14 protein-coding genes and 3 tRNA genes are annotated in these 20,354 nt (G+C 55.7%); 7 read left to right on the top strand and 10 right to left on the bottom strand.

Annotated features, from left to right (window positions below; all coding sequences use genetic code 11):
* The 3 genes from QZ511_RS01130 to QZ511_RS01120 all read right to left on the bottom strand — a co-directional run.
* A partial coding sequence (locus QZ511_RS01130) for a hypothetical protein (protein WP_295797691.1) occupies nucleotides 1-890 on the bottom strand: 890 nt, incomplete at its 3' end.
* Between the two features lie 205 nt (nucleotides 891-1,095).
* Nucleotides 1,096-2,472: a serine hydrolase gene (locus QZ511_RS01125; RefSeq protein ID WP_295797688.1), complete on the bottom strand. Its 1,377-nt coding sequence runs from the start codon at nucleotides 2,470-2,472 to the stop codon at nucleotides 1,096-1,098.
* 89 nt (nucleotides 2,473-2,561) lie between these two features.
* Entirely contained in the window at nucleotides 2,562-3,161 is a 600-nt protein-coding gene (locus tag QZ511_RS01120) for a hypothetical protein (RefSeq protein ID WP_295797686.1), read from the bottom strand.
* Nucleotides 3,162-3,215: 54 nt separating this feature from the next.
* On the opposite strand from QZ511_RS01120, the gene QZ511_RS01115 reads away from it, so the two are divergent.
* Complete coding sequence (locus tag QZ511_RS01115) at nucleotides 3,216-3,533, top strand: hypothetical protein (protein ID WP_295797682.1); 318 nt, start codon at nucleotides 3,216-3,218, stop codon at nucleotides 3,531-3,533.
* A gap of 1,075 nt (nucleotides 3,534-4,608) precedes the next feature.
* Here the strand turns inward: QZ511_RS01115 and QZ511_RS01110 are convergent.
* From QZ511_RS01110 to QZ511_RS01090, 5 genes are all read right to left on the bottom strand, one after another.
* Nucleotides 4,609-5,796 (bottom strand): hypothetical protein, encoded by a 1,188-nt coding sequence (locus tag QZ511_RS01110; protein ID WP_295797681.1) that lies wholly within the window; start codon nucleotides 5,794-5,796, stop codon nucleotides 4,609-4,611.
* 812 nt (nucleotides 5,797-6,608) lie between these two features.
* Nucleotides 6,609-6,893 carry a hypothetical protein gene (locus QZ511_RS01105; RefSeq protein ID WP_295797678.1) on the bottom strand — a complete coding sequence of 95 codons (285 nt, stop codon included), beginning with the start codon at nucleotides 6,891-6,893 and terminating at the stop codon, nucleotides 6,609-6,611.
* 119 nt (nucleotides 6,894-7,012) lie between these two features.
* Nucleotides 7,013-7,099: transfer RNA gene (locus QZ511_RS01100), tRNA-Leu, on the bottom strand.
* Nucleotides 7,100-7,176: 77 nt separating this feature from the next.
* Nucleotides 7,177-7,250: transfer RNA gene (locus QZ511_RS01095), tRNA-Cys, on the bottom strand.
* 521 nt (nucleotides 7,251-7,771) lie between these two features.
* Nucleotides 7,772-9,043, bottom strand: a complete 1,272-nt coding sequence (locus QZ511_RS01090) for a hypothetical protein (protein WP_295797675.1) — start codon at nucleotides 9,041-9,043, stop codon at nucleotides 7,772-7,774.
* A gap of 264 nt (nucleotides 9,044-9,307) precedes the next feature.
* Here QZ511_RS01090 and QZ511_RS01085 point away from each other — a divergent pair, with 264 nt between their 5' ends.
* Nucleotides 9,308-10,672 carry a DUF1214 domain-containing protein gene (locus QZ511_RS01085; RefSeq protein WP_295797673.1) on the top strand — a complete coding sequence of 455 codons (1,365 nt, stop codon included), beginning with the start codon at nucleotides 9,308-9,310 and terminating at the stop codon, nucleotides 10,670-10,672.
* A gap of 39 nt (nucleotides 10,673-10,711) precedes the next feature.
* Nucleotides 10,712-12,307, top strand: coding sequence for a DUF1254 domain-containing protein (locus tag QZ511_RS01080; RefSeq protein ID WP_295797671.1), 1,596 nt, complete (start codon nucleotides 10,712-10,714; stop codon nucleotides 12,305-12,307).
* A 78-nt stretch (nucleotides 12,308-12,385) separates the two neighbouring features.
* On the opposite strand, the gene QZ511_RS01075 is transcribed toward QZ511_RS01080, so the two are convergent.
* A tRNA-Pro gene (locus QZ511_RS01075) sits at nucleotides 12,386-12,462 on the bottom strand.
* Between the two features lie 146 nt (nucleotides 12,463-12,608).
* Nucleotides 12,609-13,457: an acyl-CoA thioesterase II gene (locus QZ511_RS01070; protein ID WP_295797704.1), complete on the bottom strand. Its 849-nt coding sequence runs from the start codon at nucleotides 13,455-13,457 to the stop codon at nucleotides 12,609-12,611.
* A gap of 541 nt (nucleotides 13,458-13,998) precedes the next feature.
* On the opposite strand from QZ511_RS01070, the gene QZ511_RS01065 reads away from it, so the two are divergent.
* The 4 genes from QZ511_RS01065 (at nucleotide 13,999) to QZ511_RS01050 (ending at nucleotide 20,186) form a co-directional block, all read left to right on the top strand.
* The gene (locus tag QZ511_RS01065) at nucleotides 13,999-14,712 is read left to right on the top strand and encodes a TetR/AcrR family transcriptional regulator (protein ID WP_295797669.1); all 714 of its coding nucleotides are present in this window, start codon (nucleotides 13,999-14,001) and stop codon (nucleotides 14,710-14,712) included.
* Nucleotides 14,705-15,259, top strand: coding sequence for a DUF1285 domain-containing protein (locus QZ511_RS01060; RefSeq protein WP_295797666.1), 555 nt, complete (start codon nucleotides 14,705-14,707; stop codon nucleotides 15,257-15,259). Before QZ511_RS01065 ends, QZ511_RS01060 begins: the two co-directional genes overlap by 8 nt.
* A 372-nt stretch (nucleotides 15,260-15,631) precedes the next feature.
* On the top strand, nucleotides 15,632-17,296 hold the full coding sequence (locus QZ511_RS01055) for a serine/threonine protein kinase (RefSeq protein ID WP_295797664.1): 1,665 nt from the start codon (nucleotides 15,632-15,634) through the stop codon (nucleotides 17,294-17,296).
* A gap of 163 nt (nucleotides 17,297-17,459) precedes the next feature.
* On the top strand, nucleotides 17,460-20,186 hold the full coding sequence (locus QZ511_RS01050; RefSeq protein ID WP_295797661.1) for a TonB-dependent receptor: 2,727 nt from the start codon (nucleotides 17,460-17,462) through the stop codon (nucleotides 20,184-20,186).
* Nucleotides 20,187-20,354: the final 168 nt, after the last annotated feature.

Below are 20,354 nucleotides of genomic sequence, written 5' to 3'. Positions count from 1 at the left end.
CGTGGGTAACCGGTGACTCCCAGCCGATCGTTGCGCACCGAGTCGGGCACCACCAGAAAGATGGTTTCCGGCGCATCCGCTACCGGAATCGGGGTCACGGTGTAAGGTTGGTATTGCGGGCGTTGAAACTGATCGTTTCGGCCCAGCATGCGCGTCCCATAGAAGCTGAACACGTTGATGGAATTGTGTAGCGAGCTGCGGGTGGGGCCGGGCATAAATGCCAGCATATCCATCTCCAGTGCCCGGTGCGGCTTGCTGCCTAGAATCAGGATTACCAGCAGTAGCGGGGCCCAGGAGTAACTGCTGCGCTGGTGGGAATTGGCAGCACTGGGCAGCCAGCGGTTGAACAGCAGGAACAGCGCGCCGTAGGGTAGCCCCCATGCCAGCAGTACGGGCCAGTGCATGCTGGCAGCCGCACCCGCCGCGGTGCCAATTTCTTCGCGCTCGGATAGCAGTTTGCTGATGTCGTATGCGGTCAGCGGTTCACCGATAAACGAGATATGGCACAACTGCAGCAGCTGCATAAAAGCGAACATCCCCAGTACCAGGTTGGCGAACCAGCGGCGGCCGGCGAACCAGAGGCAGAGGTTCAGTATCCAGATAACAAACACATAAGAGGGTTCGAGCTCGGCCTGGTTGTTACTGGTATACAGCTGCTGCAGGAAATCGTCACTCAACATCAGCGTCGAGGTCAGGAGTGAAAGCAGCAGGCCGCTGCGCCCGCGGCTGGGCGCTGAGACGCAGGCATTCTCGATGGCCTGACCGGCTGCGGTAGTGGGGCAGTCACCAGTGCCAATGCGCCGGGTAAAAGGGTTTACCTTGCTGGAAAAATAGCGCCAGACAAATGTGATCGGGCCAAGTGCACGCCCGGTAGTCACGGAAGCAGTCATGATTTTGTTGTTATCGTGTTTTGCTGCCTTTTTGCGCGCTCCCATATCGCAAGGCAGTCGTATTTACGGCGCTGGCTTCCTTTTCTGCCGGGTCGAATTGGACGACACTACCGTAAATCCCTGCGTGCATCAAAGCGGTCATACCAAAACTGTGCGTTCTTTCCCGGGATGCTGCTGACGCCCTCCGCAATCCTGTGGAAATTGTTTACCCGCCAGGCAAGTGATTGAGGATTCGCGCGAATTGACGCTGCATCGGGTATTCCCCCGCGGTCCAGCCTATACGCACAATTACCGCGTCGTAACTGGGGCAAATCATCAGTTTTTGTTCGTGATTGCCGAGCATGAAGTAGGTGTCTGCGGGCAGACCGGGGTAGCGCAGCCCCTCGCTGCCATTGCGGTTGAGCCAGAACTGGTATCCGTAGCCTGGCTCATTGGCGCTGCGGTTTGGCGCCTGAGCCCGTTGCACCCAGTCCTCGCGCAGCAGTCGGGTTGAAACACTCCTCCCGTTGTCGAGCATCAGCAGACCGAGGCGAGCCCAGTCCCGCCCGGAGGCGTAGGCATAGGAGCTGCCTACCAGTACCCCGCTGGCATCGGTTTCAAAAAGCGTATGTGCCATGTTCAGGGGTTGTAGCAGTTCCCGGTACAGGAATTCGATACAGCGCTGCGTGCCGCCGAGCTGCTGGTGCATCCAGCGCGCGAGCAGGTTGGTGGTGCCGGAGGAGTAGCAGAAAAAGCAGCCAGGTGAATGTTCGAGCGGGCTTTGCAGCGCGTATTCTGAAGTGCTGGCGGTGCCGAACAGCATCCGCGTGGCGTCATGCCCCGGGGCGTAGGTTTCGTCGAAGCGGAGCCCCGAGCACATCTGTAACAGTTGCTGCAATGTGATTTCACTGCGGGCGTCTCCCCGCCACTGGGGAAACAGGTTGTGGCACTGAAGGTTTGCGAGCCCCAGCGCTTCCATGCGTCCGATCATTATGGCGGTGAGACTTTTCGCCATAGACCAGCCCAGCAGCGGGGTAGATGGACCCACCGACGCCGCATAGGACTCCGCCACCAGCCGCCCGTGGTGGATCACCACCAGCGCACGGGTATCCAGGCCCGCGCGATTGTCTTCCTCAACTAATCGCTCCGCTAGCGATTGCAGGGGTGGGCGGATATGCGGGGTGTGCTCGCCGGCGGGCCACGGCGAGTCGTCACTGGTGACGGCGGCAACCCGCAAGCGATTCAGTTGAATGTCCGGCCAGTGATCGAGGCTGCAGCCTAGGCCCGGGCGGAAGGTGGCGCTGCGCCGAAAACTGCCCCCCAGGCTGGCGATGACTTTTTTGTCGCGGTATTCAATCCGCACCAGATTGTAGGCGGCGGAGTAGCTGCGCAGGTCCCGCTGGATGTGTGCGGGAGTAAACCCGGAAACATGGCGGGCCGAACAGGCGAGCTTTGCCGCCATCGCGGTAAGCAGCTGTGGTGCCTCGCGCAGGTAGCGAAGGGAAAAGCCGAGCCTTTGCTGTGCATGCCGGCAAAACAAGACTTTGGCGAGCACCACAACCGCCGCAAAAATTGCGATCAGCCAGAAGGTCTCTGTCTCCATGGAAAAGTTCGCGTGAGATTATCATCCTGTTTTCAGGGTAGTCGCGGGCAACCCGTCGGGCGCGGATGTGTTTGAAGGACGCTCCCAGCCTAGCGCTTCCGGTGTTTGCTGATACAGGTCTCCAGCATTGCGGCCCACACGTGATTGACTTTTAGCGGATATTGAAACACCTGAAAGTCCACCTTCTTTCCGTCCTGAAAATGAAGTGAGATGCCGATTTGCTGGTCTTTGGCGAAACGCGCAAATACGTCTGCGGCCTGCTCACCCGTAAGCCAGAAGTAGTGGGCGTCATGGTATTTGCCGACATGGGGTGCTGCCGGGTATCCACCGATCTCCGCGCTTGCGATTCCCTGGTTGTCGGCAATATCGCGGTCTCCGCGGGGGTTGACCTGTAATCCGAATTCAATTTTGCCGATTTCGTCCGCGATGATGATTTGACCGTGGATGAATGTATTGACACTGAAGCGCAGGTACATGGTGTCGAACGCCGTATTTTTCAGGTAACCACCTGGCCAGCGTTCGGCATTGTAGTAATTGCTGAGTTCACAACCGACGCTGTGGGGATTCAGCCGCCATCCCTGCCAATCGACTACATTGTCTGGAGCAATTCGCGGGGATTGTGCGGCTGATACAACGGCGCTCAGAAGTAGGATTGGCGCTAATGCGCTTCGGATAAACTTTCGCGACACAGTGGTTCCCTAATTCAAGTCCACATGAAATTAAAATTTATCAAGGTATAGGTCATGTTTAAGTGGTGCGTCGTCGTTCTGCTCGCAGCAACTGGTGCATTCGCGATTGGTACGTATTACGGGTATGAGAAGGGAGTCGCTAACTACGTTGCTTACGACGCGCCCGGGCGTATTGCACTGTATGATGCGGCGATCAAGTCTGATGAGCCAAAAGTGGCGTTGAGGTCCATGGCGGTAGCACAAGCAAAGCTGATGGCGAGTCTTGAGAATAGTGGCGTCACCTTTCCTCCGCTTTTGCATCTCCCCGCCACCAAGGGAATGGACTACAGCTATCAAAAATACGCGCCCGTGGTGAAGCAGTATCTTGAATAGGTAGCTCGAAGGTATTGGGGCGGGATTACCCTGGCCTGTGTTGCTGAATGCACGTCTGGAACATAGCGCCGAAAACATGATTCACCTTGTTGGCTCGGGGGTATATACGAAATTGCCTGCGTTCCCCGTTCTTGAATATCAATGTGATGTTCAGGGGTTCATCCTGCGAAAATGTCTCAAAGATCTTGCTTGAAGCCTGCCCGTCAAATGAGAAGTCGTGCTTGTGATGGGTTTTCATGACCATCGGTATGGCTTCAAAGCCATTAACGACGGCTTTGCCGATTCTGTGAGGTGGCAGCACTTTGTGTTCCCGAGGGACTACCCGGAGGTGGAAGCGAGTCTTGTACAGGTCCTTTTCGGAAATCGAGGGGCTGGCAAATGTGGTAGCGGTGAAATAAACGTGAATTCTGTGAAACGCCGTGCCTTCGAGTTCCCCTTTGTGTTTGTCGCGGGTTAAAAAGCTATTGCTCAGCTCGCAGCCACTGCTGTGAGGGTTAAGTAGCCAGCCCGACCATTTTGGATACAGTTCGGAAGCGTACACATTTGAGCAGAAAAGTAGTGGGATTAAGACGCACAGCCTGGCAGGCATCGCATGCTTCCGTGAGTTGGATATGTTCGACTTCTAATTTTTGGGGCGGACAACGGCAAATCTAGCCGGATAACGGAAAAGCGCAACTGCAGCTCGTGCCGAAATTCTGAGGAGCGAGTGACTTAATTGAGCGAGAGAAGGGGGGATTGTGGTGCCCAGAGCCGGACTTGAAGAGCGCCAATCCAAGCCCCGTAGAAATCAACGGGTTGCGCTAAGGTACTGATTTCAAAGTTCGTTTTCATCCTCGATTATAATCCAGAGGTATGCCACTTGTGTACCAATTGTGTGTCTGCACCCCCAGTTGACTCTGATCTGTCGCCAACTGCATTGCGAAGTGGGCGGATGGGGCGGGTGATGTGGTCCCGGATATACTTTGAGCAGGTTTGAATATGAGGAGACAGGAGATGGTTAAATCACTCGTTACTGCTCTTATCGCGTCGCTGCCAGCTTTCGCGCTGGGTGTTTGGTTTGGCTACGAGAAGGGCGTCATGAATCAAGTAGCGTACGATGCACCGGCCCGTATTGCGCTTTACGATGCCGCAATCCGGTCCGATGACCCAAAAGAGGTGTTGAAGTCGATGGCGATATCGCAGGCAAAGCTGATGGAGAGCTTAGAGAACAACCGGATGACATTCGCGCCGCTCTTAGATCTTCCCGCCACGAAAGGGCTCGGCTACAGGTATGACAAATACTATCCGGTGGTCGAGAAGTACCTCCATTAAATTGGATGGGACATTTTTGCTCGCTGCCGCTCTGAGTAGATTCGATCCACTTGGAGATTTTTTGAAAGACTTCGTCGCGATGATTGTGGCCGTCACTGTCTGTCATGAAGTGGTCGTAATCAGGGAACTCCCAGTAAGTGAGTTCACAGCGACCTGCATCGTCATAATACCTCCTTGCTGCCCGTGCTGATTCAACCGGGCTGAATTGGTCCCTCTCACCCTGTACTACGAGCACCGGCACGTTGGTTTTCAGTAGATGCTTAACTTGGACATCATCGACTACATCAGCCCACCACCGATAGGAATTTCCACCCCACATCTTAGTGCTCTCAGGGTTTTCACGGGCCTGCTTAAATACTTCATTGGCTTGCTTTTTGGCTGGGGGAGGTATCACGGATAAAAGCGACTCAGCCAGAGATGCGCCTGGCCCAGAGGAAAAAACTACCGTCGCAATTGGTCTGAGGAGTGGCGTTAGGCGCGAGACAACTGCACCACCCTCGGAGCCGCCAAACAACACCAGTTCGCCACTCCACCAAGAAGAGCCCTTCAATTCTTTGATGACCCGTGATACATCTGCCACGCGCTGACCTACTGTGTGATGACTGAAAAAGTCCTTCGAGCAGTCAGTCATGGGGTCTTCTGGTCTGTCATCGTGAGATACGCCATATTTCTCAACCAGCAAAACAGAATAATCCGAGACAATAGACTTAGCCGACGCAATTGTTGGGTTTTGGGTGGTGGGTCCGCAGCCAGATCCTTGTGCGATAAGGAGAACACCCCGACGTTTGTCCGTATTAGGGTGCTCAATTGACCAGTAGATATTGCTGCCGTCCTCACGCTTAGTGACCCGTTTTTCCGGCTCTGCGTGCGCCTCAATTGTTGTAAAAGAGACAAATATGGCAATCAGTAAGACTGGAAGTAGCTTGATAAAAAATCTATCGCTGTAGTCCATTACGGGGCCTTTTCTTCAATTGACAGATGTTGGGGCGAGTGATTGGACTCTTAGTTTCGGTAAATGGTTCTTTAAGCTGCGTGTAGATCAACCCGTTGTTCTCGATTGTTTCCAAATGCGGGAAGTGCTGTGCAGTTGCCCGAATTATTTTTTGAGTCATACATCCATGAGCGTTTCCTACGGCGGGAGTTTTCCTGCTTTCCCCCTGCACACCCTGGTGCGCGACAGTGACTTCAATTACTTCAAGTATTTTTTCGCTACAAAAATTCGTGCCCACACTCGATAGACCGTGTCGCGCAAGTTCCCCCATCCCCCCCCGTGATTGCGAAGCTTTGCTTTCCTTGGTAGTTTCCAGTGGGTCGACTCATTGCCGGAGATGGGTTGTCCTGAAGGGGGGGGGCGGACAATCCCCGGTTAGTTCCAATATTGGCAGCGGCCTTTGCTGTATCCCTTCACGCCAGACGTGGTACATGCATCGGCGGCGGAAGAATACGTATTCCAGTGAACCGCATTACTCGGTTCTCGGCAGGGCCATGTGATGCAGAAAACCGTGCGTGGCGTCTAGCCACAGACTTCTCCGCTGAATTTGATCTGAGGCCGATCTTCACTTCACGTTTTGCTGGGCAGGGATGGATGGGTGAAGCAAGCCCTGAGACTATCCCGGCTGCTGCGCTCATACTGGCGATAGTCAGCACCACCGAAATTTTGTTCATTAGACACGTTCATCCTCGCTACATTATCGTTGTGGTCGCGTTATACGCTGGTTGATTGGTGTCGCTCGGATTTGCTTCGCCAAGCATTTCGGCAAGGTCTTATTGCCAGTTTTTGCCGGTTACAGGATAAGCACCACCAGAGTAAAAATCTTCGAGCCACTCATCGCGAAACCTCAGCGCCTGCTCGTAGGCGTTCTTCTTTATCAGCCTGTAATCCATGCCCAACCTTTGCCATTCGCGAACTTGGCGGGAAATCGCGTGCGCTGCTTTTAGTGCCGCGTTGTGAATTGCCGTATGAAGGGAGAAGCGCAGTAACTGCCGGGTTTCGGGTAGTCGCTGGTTGTAATAATAGTAGGGGCTGTCTGGCCGCTGGAGCAGGTGCATGACTGTGTAACAAATGTGTACCAGTTGTGTACCACTGACGCAAAAATGACGGACACGAGCAAACACAGCTCGCGCCGTAACTCATTGATTTCTTTGGGTATTACAAGGGGGGAGTATTGTGGTGCCCAGAGCCGGACTTGAACCGGCACGTCCCAAAGGACGGGAGATTTTAAGTCTCCTGTGTCTACCAATTCCACCATCCGGGCAGTGGGTCAGCAAACAGCTCAGTAGAAGAGGGCTGATGCTGTTACCAGTCGGGTTGATCGGAGACTGGTGAGGAAAATGGAGGCTAGGGTCGGAATCGAACCGGCGTACACGGAGTTGCAGTCCGCTGCATGACCACTCTGCCACCTAGCCACAGGTGCCGCTCAAGGCGGTGAAAACGCCGCGGATTCTATCGAATTGCTTCAAAAAATCCTAGCATTTTCTGATACTTACGCGCCACCCGGCGCGACAAGAGGGCGCTATTCTAGGGATTGGCCGGGATTAGTCAAGTGCCCAGTGATAACTGCGCGTCCCCGGAGGATTACAGTGTGGTTTCCGCTCTTTCAGGGAACAACCTGGTTGTTTTTTGTCCGCAGCCTTGACCTTAACCGGCCTAATAACTTTCTGCCTATGTCATCGCCAGACTATTTCTAATTGTTCTAAGGATTTTGCCGGGCCCGGCTGGCAAATCTCGGGAGCTGGCCAATACTGAAGATAGCTGGCTTGCACACATCTCCCCCCAATCGTGTTTAGTAGTGCCGGCCGGGCGTCTTCCTCCATACGGACGCCCAGTGTGTTGTAAGGATGAAATCCTCCAAGTTTCACTCCTAATGGTCTTGGCCCTGACGCTCTCCCCCCCCCCGTCGTCAGGGCTTTTTTTTGCCCGCAAGGTTTTACTTTCTGAGATTTTCCCCGCTGAGATTTTCCCTGTTCAATTGCGCAAGCGGTTTGCCCGCGGCTTCCTCGGCCAGGGTGCGGAATTTCCTCACCGTGACTCGGCCGCGCTCCTTGGCGAGCGCCTTGACCACGTCGTCCAGGCTGCGTTTCCCACCACTGGATTGCTGTATTTCCAGATCCACCTCGTGCAGGACACCAACCGCGCGAGCGGTAATGGGACCGGATGAGCGTTTAACCAGTAAGTTGGGAGATTCACGGCCCCAGGCAGCCAGATCCTTCAGTGCTCCCTTAAAGCGTTTTTCGCTGATGCCTTTGGTGCGGCGCAGGGTTTGCAGTGAGTAGTACTCGGCAATACCTTCCACAATCCAGTCACTCTCGTGATCGCCGCGGATACCGGTGGCGACATGCACCAGCTCGTGCAGCAGGCTGCTGGTGCGGTTGCCTGAAATCAGTGGGCGGTCCGCGTGCATAAACAGGGAGCGCGTGCCCGACAATCCCCCTCGCCACATGGGGTCGCGGGCCATCACGATCAACAGCTTGTTCGGAAACTGCGGGAAGACTTTTTTCAGTTCGGGCAGCGTCCAGCTCAGGAATGCCAGGGTGTCCTGGCGGCGGATGTTCTTGCCCAGTGGCGCGGCGACAACCGTCTCGGTGCCGTCGATGACATCCTGGCGGCTGCCGATGCGGCCGGCGATCATCCAGCCTTTGGGGCGGATAAAGCGGCGCCCCGGATCCCGCAACTGGAAGATGCCGTCGTCATCTTTGGTGTAGGGGGCGAGTACATTCCATTTCCTCGGTACCTCGACTGCCAGCGTCGCGCGGGATTGCAGTTGCTTCGGTGCCCGCGCAGAAATTGGCGGGATCATTTTGTCGCTGCGCAAAATTGCCCATTTGTCGATGATCCGGGAGTCATACCTGCCAGAGGACTTTTTCGCATCGATAACGAATTGGTAGCGAATCGACGCGCGCTCGCCTTTGGGCGTCCAGACGGCCTCGTCACTTTCTCTGGTTAGAAATTCGCCTTCCAGATTTTGATGCCGGCTCGGGTCAAGGTGCAGTGTGAGCTTGCTCGGCAGCTGCTCGCCGGCGAGGGTGATTTCAACATCGGCCAGTCCGCTTTCGGGGTCGAGTCGCGCCTTGTATTGAATGTCGTAGTACTGCTTGTCCCCAGCCACTGCGCCAGTTACCGCAAAGACGCTGGCGAGAATCAGCAGGATCGCGGCGAAATACGTTCGTCCGGGGAAGGTTATGCGTGTGTTGTGGGGCATGAAATCTACGGGCTCTGTTACCAAGGATCGGCTGTTACAGGGTTTGACCGCAGGCAAGGTTAACAGTGCCAGAATAGAAAATTCAAAGGGTCGGGTTAGGCTGTGGGTGTTTTTTGTACTAAGGGCGGGAAGAAGTTTAGCATGGCACTGGCGCACCATTTTCCTCCTTGTACTACGCTTTATAGGAATAGCGTGGCAAGGTGCAGGAGCACTTGAGTTTTTATGACCTACCAGTATTAAGTGGTAGAGCCTGGAGGGTTAGCTGTGAAGTGGATAGTGACCGTAACGGCAAGTGTGTTGGTACTGGTGTTGGGGGCTTTCGCTTCGGCCCAGCAGAAAAATGATACTAAGACGGAGATAGCGAAAGAGGCCTATCTGTTCACTTATCCGCTGGTCATGAACTACCGGACCATGTACAAGCAGGCGATTGAGGGGGATCGGGACTTTGGCAAGTGGCTGCACCTGGGTATTTCCAGTCCTAAGGATACCGATATCGTCACGCCCAACAACGATACACCGTACTCCTACGTATGGGTGGATCTGCGGGCTGAACCCTGGGTGCTGACGCTGCCCAAAATCGAGAAGGAGCGCTTCTATACCAGTCAGTGGGACGACCTGTGGGGTTACGTGCTGGATAACCCCGGATCTGTGAACGACGGCAACGACGGAATCAATGTGCTGCTGGTGGCGCCCGACTGGATAGGGGAGAAGCCGAAGGGCATTGACCGGATCATTCGCGGGGAAAGCGATTTCCTCGGCTCGCTGACGCGCACTCAGCTGATCGGTGGCAAGGGCGATCTGCCAAGGGGCAAGGAAATCCAGCAGAGTTACAAGGTGCAGCCCTTGAGCGCTTACCTCGGCACCAAGGCGCCAGCCGCCGCTGCCAAGATCGACTGGCCGAGCTGGGAAGAGGGCGCTGAATTAACAGATAAATACTGGGATTACGTCAGTTTCATTCTGCCGTTGACCACGCGCAATGCAGCTGACAGCGCGATGTATGCCAAGCTGCAGCAGCTGGGAATGGCTGTGAAGGGTGGCTGGAAATTCAGTGAGCTTCCCGCGGAGACCCAGAAAGCGCTGCGCCAGGGGATCAAGGACGCCCGCGAACAGATGGATCGCCGGGGTCGGAGCAAGTACAACCCTGCGGACTTCTTTGGTACCCGTGAGCAGATCGGAACCGACTATGCGAATCGCGCCGAAGGTGTGTACCTCGGCATTTTCGGCAATGTACCACAGCAGTCGGTGTATTTGACCGATCCCAATGATGTTAACGGCAAGGAAACCGATGGCAGCAAGGCGAGCTACACGGTGACCTTCCCTAAAGGAAAGCTCCCGCCGGTGGACTATTTCTGGTCCTACACCATGTACCGCCTGCCGGAACGTTTCCTTGTCGACAACCCCCTCGACCGTTATTCCATCGGCTCCAGTACCAAGGGCCTCAAGCACAACCCGGACGGCTCGCTGACACTCTATTTTTCCCACGAGTCCCCGGGAAAAGACAAAGAGAGTAACTGGCTGCCCGCGCCTGATGGCCCATTCTGGGTGGTGTTGCGCACCTATGGTCCGAGCCAACAGATCATCGACGGCACCTACAAGCAGCCGGACTATATCCCGCAGCAGCTGAAGTAATAGCGGAATCGTTTGCAACTGATTCAATGAGGTAAACCGATGATGCGTTTTCGTAACTGTACGATCGTAATTCTTGCGCTTTTACTCGCCTCGGGCTGCGGTGGTGGCAAGCAGGAGCGGATTGAGCAACAGACGGCGGCCGATCAGCAGGAAGAGGCTGCCACCACGCAGCCGTCCGCCGAGAGCAGCGCGGAAATCACCGACGAAGCTACCGAACAGAGCGCAATGCAGGGCGATACCGCTGCACCGGAAGGAGGGGAGACCCTCGACACGAGAATCGGCAAACTCTCATTTACCCACGATTTTGCCAACGGTTATCCCACCAAAGAAACGGTGGAAAAACTGTTTGATGAAATGGACTTTCAGCGTGCCACTCAGGCCTATCTCTGGGCGATCCCGCTGGTGTCTTTCGCGCAGTGGCAGCACGAGCACGAGAACGTTTTCAAGGCCAAGTCTGGCGATATTGTTTACTACCCGGACTATGTCTCCAAGCTGGGGTTGCTGACCGCAAACGCGACGACGCCCTATGCGCTCAGCTTTATCCGGCTGGATGAAACCGGTCCTATCGTGGTGGAAATGCCTGAAACGGAAGTGCGTGGCGCCATGCACAGCATGTGGCAGGTTGCCATTGCCCCCATGACAGAACCTGGTAAGTACGTGTTCTATGCCCCGGGTACGCAAGCCCCCAAAGTGCCCGATGGCTACAAAGCGTTTGAGTCGCCCACCAATAGCGTTTTCTTTGGGATTCGCCTGATGAGCAAGGATGAAGGTGAGCGCCGGGATGCGCTGTCGAAAATCGAAATCTACCCACTGGCAAAAGAGGGCACGGCAGAGGATACCAAGGTGATCGAAGCCGGTGACAAACATTGGGAGGGCTGGCAGCCGCGGGGCATTGTCTATTTTGAGCGGCTGGCCGACATCCTAAGTCGTGAACCTGTTGCTGAGCGCGACCGCTTCTTCCACGCCATGCTGAAGCCCCTCGGTATCGAGAAGGGTAAACCGTTTAACCCGGATGCCCGCCAGAAGGAGATACTGACCGAGGCTGCGCTGGTAGGCGAGGCAATGGCCAAGGCGAATGATTTCGAAAACCCGCGGCTCGAGCAGGCTATTTACAAAGAGGGGAGTCACTGGGAAATTGCCACTGTTTCCCCGCCGGATCAGCGTTGGGAAAACTACGACGCGCTGGATGGCCGTGCCGCATGGTTCTACGAAGCGGTCACCAATGACCCCGCGATGCAGTCGAAGACCCCGGGCAAGGACCAGATTTATCTGGCTGCCTATAAAGACACCGATGGCGACTGGCTAGATGGCGCCAAACAATACAAGTTGCACATTCTCCCGGACGCCCCGGCCGCCGAATTCTGGTCCACCACCGTCTACGATGTGTCCACCCGTGCGCTGATCGACAACGAGCAGAGGGTTGCGGACAAGTCCTCACGCATGGACCTGATCAAGAACAATGATGGTTCATTCGATATATATTACGGCCCCACGCCGCCGCCCGGGAAAGACAAGAACTGGATACCCACTGTGCCGGGGCGGGCGTGGTTTACCTATTTCCGCTTTTACTCACCGACGGAAGCCTACTTTGACCAGTCATGGGTGCTGCCAGATATCGAGAAAGCAAGCTGGTGAGTCGAATGTAAACTTTCTGGTTCTAAGCGAGGAAACAGGCATAAAAAAACCCGCTAAGAAGCGGGTTTTTTCTAAATCTGGTCGGTGAGAGAGGATTCGAACCTCCGACCCCTTCGTCCCGAACGAAGTGCGCTACCAGGCTGCGCTACTCACCGATATGTTTGAGCAGTCTCCCGTCGTGACGGGGTTTGTGCTCGGCTTCCTAACGAAGCGGGGCGCATTATAGCAGCCGTTTTGATTCTGTAAACCACTGATTTCATTAAATTTAGCATCGGGGCCAGACAAGGCCCCGAAACCGATGTCAGCCCTTGATCTGGCGGATCAGGCCCTCCTGAGTGGTGGAGGCAACAAGTACGCCGTCACGGGTGAAGATCTGTCCGCGGCAGTAGCCGCGGGCGCCACTGGCCGACGGGCTGTCGGTTACGTACAGCAGCCATTCGTCCGCGCGGAATTTGCGATGGAACCACATGGCGTGGTCCAGGCTCGCGGGCATCAGGTGTGGATCGAACAGGCTGATCGGGTGGGGCTGCAGGGCGGTACCCAGGAGCGCCATGTCTGAGGCATAACAGAGGGCGCTGCGATGCTCGACCGGATCGTCGGAAAGCGGGCTGTCTACCCGGAACCAGAACATGCAGCGGGGCTCGCGGACTTTCGAATCAAAGTAGCTCATCGGGTCCAGGGGACGGAAATCCACCATATAGCGGCGCTGGTTCTGGGCCGCCCCATTCATGCCGGCTTCTTCCGCCAGTTGCTGGGTGTTCTTGAGCTTCTCAGGGGGGATCAGCCCCTCGGTAGGCATGGATGCCTGGTGGTCAAAGCCAGGCTCGTCAATCTGGAAGGACGCAGACATGTTGAAGATGGCCTTGCCATTTTGTTTGGCGACCACCCTGCGGGTGGTGAAGCTGCCGCCGTCGCGGATAGGGTCCACATCGTAGATCACCGGTTTCTCGCTGCTGCCGGGGCGCAGGAAGTAGGCGTGCAGGGAGTGGGGCAGGCGGCCCTCGACGGTGCGGGTAGCTGCCATTAATGCCTGCCCGAGAACCTGGCCACCGAAAAGAACCTTGCGATAATTTTCCACGTGTTCCCGGCTTCGAAACAAATTGGTGTCCAGTTCCTCGACGTCAAGGAGCTTACTCAGGTTTTCCAACATGGGCGACATTGCCTGTCCTGTATCAATGAATGTGATTTCTCGCTCATTCTGGCTGACAGGGCCGAAAAGCGGGCAAAAATGATAGCAAGTGCTGGGTAAATGGCTATCACCGAATTTATCAATTCTGGTGTGATAGATGGTCTTCCGGCGGTGTGCTGTTCCCCAGAGCGCCGGTGCTGCGGGGGTTCTGCCCGATTTCCCGCTGAGCTTACAGGTGGGTTCTGGCTGTCGCGGCGAACAAAAAGTGACCAGCCGGCCTTGGGCAGGCTAGAGTTTAGGTATCAGGGGCTGGCTGTATCCTGGGGAAAGCCGGGAGATTACCCCGGGTTGGCGAAGCCAGGGGCCGGTGCGGCAGTGGCGGGTAATTTATTTTCCTCAACCCCGTGAAATTGGATTATTTGTGCGCAATTTGGGCGCTGGCAGGCGCAAAGTACCTTGTGTAAGCCCTGAATTGCTTTTCCAATCTAGGGGAATTGCCTATCATTCATGAATGAATAGTCAATTTCAGTCTCCAAATTTACGGACATCTAAGGTCGGAAGTATGGACAAGGCAAAAGAGAAGGTTCAGCGGTTTCGCGCGCGGGAACAGCGTATCCTGGATGCGGCACTGGAACTGCTGCTGGAGCACGGTGAAGAGAAGGTTACCGTCGAGCAGATTGCCGAGCGTGTAGATATTGGTAAGGGCACCATCTACAAGCATTTCATTTCGAAAACCGAGATTTACATGCGCCTGCTCATGGACTATGAGAAGTCCCTGACGGAGCGCCTGAAAAGCGCGGTTGCCACTGCGGAGCAGGGCGATATTACCGCCCCGGCCAGGGCTTATTTCGAATCGCGGATGGCAGACCCCGCCCGGGACCGACTGTTCCAGCGGCTGGAAGAAAAGATCATCGCGCTGAACCTGGCACCGGAAATGATCGCCGAGCTGCACGCGCTGCGTAACTCGAACGCCACCGCATTGAACCGCGTGTTTGAGCGCCGTATGGAGCAGGGTGTCCTGAAAAAGGTGCCGGCCTATTTCTATTATTCCACCTACTGGGCCCTGGTCCAGGGCGCGGTTGAGCTGTATCACTCCAAATCCTTCTCCGACGTGATTGAAGACCGGGAAGGTCTGATGGAGTTCATCATGGATGTGGGGGTCCACATAGGCGACATCTCCGGTCGTCGCAGCGGTAGCGATTCCGCAGAGGGCTCTGGCACTACCTCGGAGCCACCGCGCAGCCCCGGAAGTATGCCGGGCAGCAGCTTTGGCTGAGCCCCTGTTTCAGCAGCTGCAGAAGCTGCACGATGAATTCCGCGGCCACCCTCCGGTGGCCACATGGAACCCCGACTTTTGTGGAGACATGGATCTGGAGATCTGTGCCGATGGTCGCTGGATCCACGAAGGCAGCGAGATCAAGCGCCAACCGCTGGTTAACCTGTTTGCCAGTATCCTGAAGCGGGAAGGGGATGAGTATTTTCTGGTCACCCCGGTGGAGAAATGGCGGATCCGGGTTGAGGATGCCCCGTTCCTGATCACCCAGGCGGCGCGCGAAGGCGAGCAGATACTGTTCACCACCAATACCGGGGATGTGGTGCCGCTGGATTCCGCGCATCCCCTGGTATTGAAGCCTTACGGTAGCCCCCCGCAACCGGTTCCGTATATTGAAATACGTGACGGCCTGGAAGCCCGCACCGCCCGCGAAGTGTATTACGAGTTGATCGATTGGGCCGATCCCCGGCCACCGGTTGAACCACCTAACAGGCTCTGCCAGATGTGGCTGAAGAGCAGGGGGGAGGAATTTTTGCTGGGGGAGTACTGATCAGTATTTACCGTGCCCGGGTTATCTACTTCAAGTTGTCATCTCTCAGCCCGTTCAGTTTGATTCTCTCGATACTTCTCCGCTCGTCCTTGTAAGTCGTATATTCCCCGCCAAAAACGATCACAAAACCATTTTCTGAAAAATGATCGATCTGTACCATTTTTGTTCGCCGTGAAATAAATCTGAAACACGGGAGAAACATGTCGGTAACAAAAGTTTCAAACTCTGAAATTACCGAATAAATTTCACTTCGCGTCTTTCATTCGTAACATATTCGCAACAATCCATTCCTATAGTCCCCCTCGTCCAAATTGCTTTGGCATAAAAAAATTAGTCACGGATTAATTCACTTCATCCTTGTTAGGGGGATCCATGAAACTTGCAAGCAACAAGCTGCTGCTGGCAGCTGCTATTACCGGTCTGCTGGCTGGTTGCGACAGCGGCGGCATCAACATTGCGCCGGTTAACGAAGACAATTCAGTTGATAATTCCGTAAGCGGCGGCGGCGATACTGGCAGCGAAAATAATCCGTGTGCCTCTTACGAAAAAGCCGGTGTTACCAAACAGGGCACTTTCGATTCCGAGACTGGCAACTGTACCTACAGCGCCAGCTTCGTAGACTCCGGCAACGCACTCACCGTTGACCTGTTTATCCCGGCTCTGGAAAACAACGGCGCCCATATTTTTGAAGGCAGCCTGTTCGTCGGCAACAACTACGATGACGACACCACCATGGGTGCGGCCGGTATCGCCGAAGGCGGCGACGGTGCCAAGTTGACCGTTGAAGCCGGCGCTACCATCGCTTTCCCGAACAGCACCAAATTCATGGTTGTAAACCGTGGTTCCCAGCTGTTCGCAGTCGGTACTCAGCAAGCGCCAATCACTTTCACTTCCCTGTCTGACGTTGAAGGTACCGTAGGTCCGGAAGACGTGCAGCAGTGGGGCGGCATGGTGATCAATGGTTTCGGTCTCACCAACAAATGTTCCTACGACGCTGACATGAACACTTCCGAGTGTCACGTTCTGGCGGAAGGTGCTGCTGGTAAGGACCAGTCCAACTACGGCGGTGCCAACAACGACGACAGCTCCGGCCAGCTGGAGTACGTTCGCGTTAAGCACACCGGTGCAGAAGTTGCCAACGGTGACGAGCTGAACGGTATTACCTTCAGCGCTGTAGGCGGTGGCACCATCGTCAAGAACCTGCAGGTTTACTCTACTTACGACGACGGCATCGAGATGTTCGGTGGTGCGGTAAGCTTTGAGAACTACCTGGCCATGTACGTGCGCGATGACTCCATCGATATCGACGAAGGCTGGGCCGGTTCCATCACCAACGCCCTGGTTATCCAGAGCGGAACCGATGGTAACCACTGTATCGAATCTGACGGTATCGGTTCTTACGATTCCGCCAATGACTATTCCGCGCTGATCGCCGCCGGCCTGAACAGCCGCCCGGTTATCGACGGTCTGACCTGCATCATCTCCGCCAATGGCGCGGATACTGCCACTCACGATCCGGGTGCCGGCTGGCGCTTCCGTGAAGGCATCTTCCCGATGATTACCAACTCCATGGTGGTGGCTTCCTACAGCGCTGACACCACTGGCGTTGACGGCAGCAACTACTGTCTGCGTGTTGAGAGTGACGAGACTGCCGCTGCGCTGGCCGCCGGTACCGAAGCTGCCATCACTTCCAATATCTTCGCCTGTGCGGACAAGACCAAGGGTGGTCCGATCGGAACGGATGAGCTGGAAGCCTGGACCGTTGCCAGCGGCAACGTTTTCGCCAACGTTCCTGCTGACGCTGCGCTGAACCCGACCGCTGCTGCCGATACTGGCCTGCAAATTCTGGAAGGTACTCCGTCCGTCTTCTCCATCGCTACTGACAGCATGATGGTGAACGACGCTGCGGTAGGTATCACTCCGGTTGAGCGTGCCTACCTGGGTGCACTGAGCCTGGGCGACACCGACTGGACTCAGGGTTGGACTTACGGCCTGCACGAAGGCAGCCGCGCTCAGGCCCTGTGGTTCGAGCAATAAGTCGCACTGACGATCGGGAACCTGGTTCCTGATCCCGAAGGGCGCCGCCTTCGTTCAAAGGAGTCGGCGCCCTGTTTGATTCTGTAGCGGTGTAATGGGGAATCTGCACCGGTGCAATTTCAGGCAGTAATAAATGATGCAGGAACGATAAGAGGCCTGGGAAATGGTAAAGAACGAAAAATTTCAACGAGCGCCGCTGGTACTGGCTATCGCCACGGCCTCAGTCATTGCTCCTCACGCCCTGGCGCAGCAGGTAGAGATGGACTCCATCGCTGGCCCTTCAGCACAGCAGATTGAAGAGGTAATGGTCCAGGGGCGCCTGAAGGATTCCGCCGAGATGCTCGTGAGCGAGCGTCTGGACGATGAAGTGGTCACCGATATCCTCGGCTCCGAGATGATCGGCCGGGTGGGTGACTCCACGGTAGCCGCAGCGCTGCGCCGTGTTTCCGGCCTGTCGCTGGTAAACGACAAATTCGTATACGTGCGCGGTCTTGGTGAGCGCTATTCCAGCACCACGTTGAATGGTGCTACCGTGCCTTCGCCGGATCTGACCCGCAACGTGATTCCGCTGGATATTTTCCCGACTTCTGTCGTGGACTCCCTGGCGGTGCAAAAATCATACTCCGCCGATCAGGCGGCAACTTTTGGCGGCGGCAATGTGAACATCCGCACCAAGGGTATCCCCGACGCACTGACATACTCCATCGAAATCGGCAGTGGTATGAATACGGAAGCCGATGGCGATGTGCTGACCTATAACGGTGGCGACGATGACGACTTCGGCACCGACGACGGTACCCGCGCACTGCCTGCGGAACTGGAAGCCGCGCTGAAGCGCTTCAAGGGACGCCTGGGCGTTCAGGATATTCGCAAGGTTCTTGAGCAGGAAGGCAACGAATACGGCTCTGCTTCCGAAGCGATTGCTGCAGCACAGGCCGTCAACCGCGAGCTGGCGCTGAACCTGAATCGCGATATCCAGCTGGAAGAAGATTCCAGTAATCCGGATTTGGATGTCAAGGCCAGTGTTGGCAACCGTTTTTACCTGAACGACGACTGGGAAATCGGTTTCCTGGCCGGTGGTTCCTACAAGAACAAGTGGCGTGAAGAGGAAACCATCAAGCGCGCTTATGGCTTCCCGGAAGAGCGCACCGATACCGAGAACACCTCCACTTACTCGGTAGATATCAGTGGCAACCTGAACCTTGGTGTGCGTTTCGCTGATGAGCAGGAAGTGACCCTCACCAGCCTGTACCTGCGCAATACCGATGATGACGCTTCCATTCGCGATTACTTCAACGAAAACCGCGAAGTGTCCGATGGCCGCGGTTTTCGCGAGTACACGCTGAAGTACGAAGAGCGCGATATGCTGGTAAACCAGGTGCGGGGCCACCACAACATGGGGCCGGCTTCCAAGGCGCTGGTGCCCGGCGGGCTGCTCGATTGGGCACCGGAAGAGCTGGCGGTAGACTGGTTCTACTCGGAGTCAATAGCCCAGACCGATATCCCCAATGAGGTGACCGTTGGTGCGGATACCGTTACCAACGCGAGTGGCGAAGTTGTCAGCTCGGCGGTAGGTGTCGGCGTGAACAGCTCTGGTTTCCGTTTTACCGAGCTGGAAGATGAAGTTACCAATTACGGTTGGAGTGCGACTCTACCGCTGGAGTTCTCCGCGTCGACCCTGGAGCTGAGCGGTGGCTACGCACGTACCGAAAAAGGTCGTACCTATAAGCAGACCGAGTTCCGCCTGGGTGCACTGGCCGTAGACGATACCAGCTCTCTGGGTGGCGGCCTGAACGATGTGTTCGGCGATGAGCAGATCACCAACCCGGAAAACAATTATGTGTTCGATCGCGCCGGTGCCAACAACCAGAGTTACCTCGCGGCAACCCTGACGGATGCTGCTTTCGGTAAGGTGGACTGGACCCTGAGCGAAACCTGGCGGCTGTCTGCCGGCGCCCGTTGGGAGGAGTACAACCAGGTTGCACTGGACTGGAACCCCTACGGTTATACCCTGGATGATCCGCAGATCACCAGTGACGCGGAAGAACTGCAGGACGCTACTTTCTCGGAAGATGCGGTTTACCCGTCGCTGTCGCTGACCTACATGGGTGCACTTTGGGCGGACACTTTCCAGCTGCGCTTTGGTGCAAGTAAAACCGCGGTGCGCCCGGATCTGCGTGAAATCACCGACGCCATCTATATCGATCCGATCACCGACGAGCAGGTGAAGGGTAACCCGAACGCGCGCCCGTCCGAGATCACCAACTTCGACATTCGCGCCGAGTGGTTCTTCGACAATGGCGACAGCCTCACCGTATCCACTTACTACAAGGATATCGTGGACCCGATCGAGTTTTTCGAGCTGGCTTCCAGTGATACCAATGTGGCTCGCGAAATCATCAACGCGGAATCCGGTGAAATTACCGGTATTGAAGTCGAAGGCCTCAAGAGTCTCGGCTTCATGGGTGAGTTCATGGACAGCTTCTTCCTGCAGGGCAACGTGACTGCGCAGGAAACCGAACTGGTCGCCGGTACCGAAGCTGACGCGCCGACCAATCCGGTGCGCGACATGACTGGTGCATCCGAGTACGTGGTCAACATGCTGGTAGGTTTCGACTCTCCGGACGGCAATCACTCCGCAACTCTGGGTTACAACGTGTTCGGTGATCGCCTGTATCTGGCTGGCCGCAATGGGGCCCCAGATGCCTACGAACTGCCGTTCCACTCGCTGGACCTGACTTACTCCTGGTACCCCACGGAAGAAGTCACCATCAAGGCGAAAATGCAGAACCTGCTGGACGAGGCGATCGAAATCGAACGTGAAGGCGTGATCGTGTTTGAACAGAACCCCGGTCAGTCTTTCGCCCTGAGCGCTCAGTATCAGTTCTAAGGCGTAACGACAAAAAGATTCCTGGAAGTTATAAACCAACAGGGAATGCTTGATAGGCCGGACACTGGAGACAGTGTCCGGCTTTTTTATTGTGTATAGTGCGCTTTACCGTGTCGGTTGTTCTCCCGGTGCGCGGGCAATAAAAAAGGCGCCCGCAGGCGCCTTGAA

The sequence above is a fragment of the uncultured Microbulbifer sp. genome, from assembly GCF_913055755.1.
Lineage (GTDB): Bacteria > Pseudomonadota > Gammaproteobacteria > Pseudomonadales > Cellvibrionaceae > Microbulbifer.
This window is presented reverse-complemented; position numbering and strand designations above follow the sequence as displayed.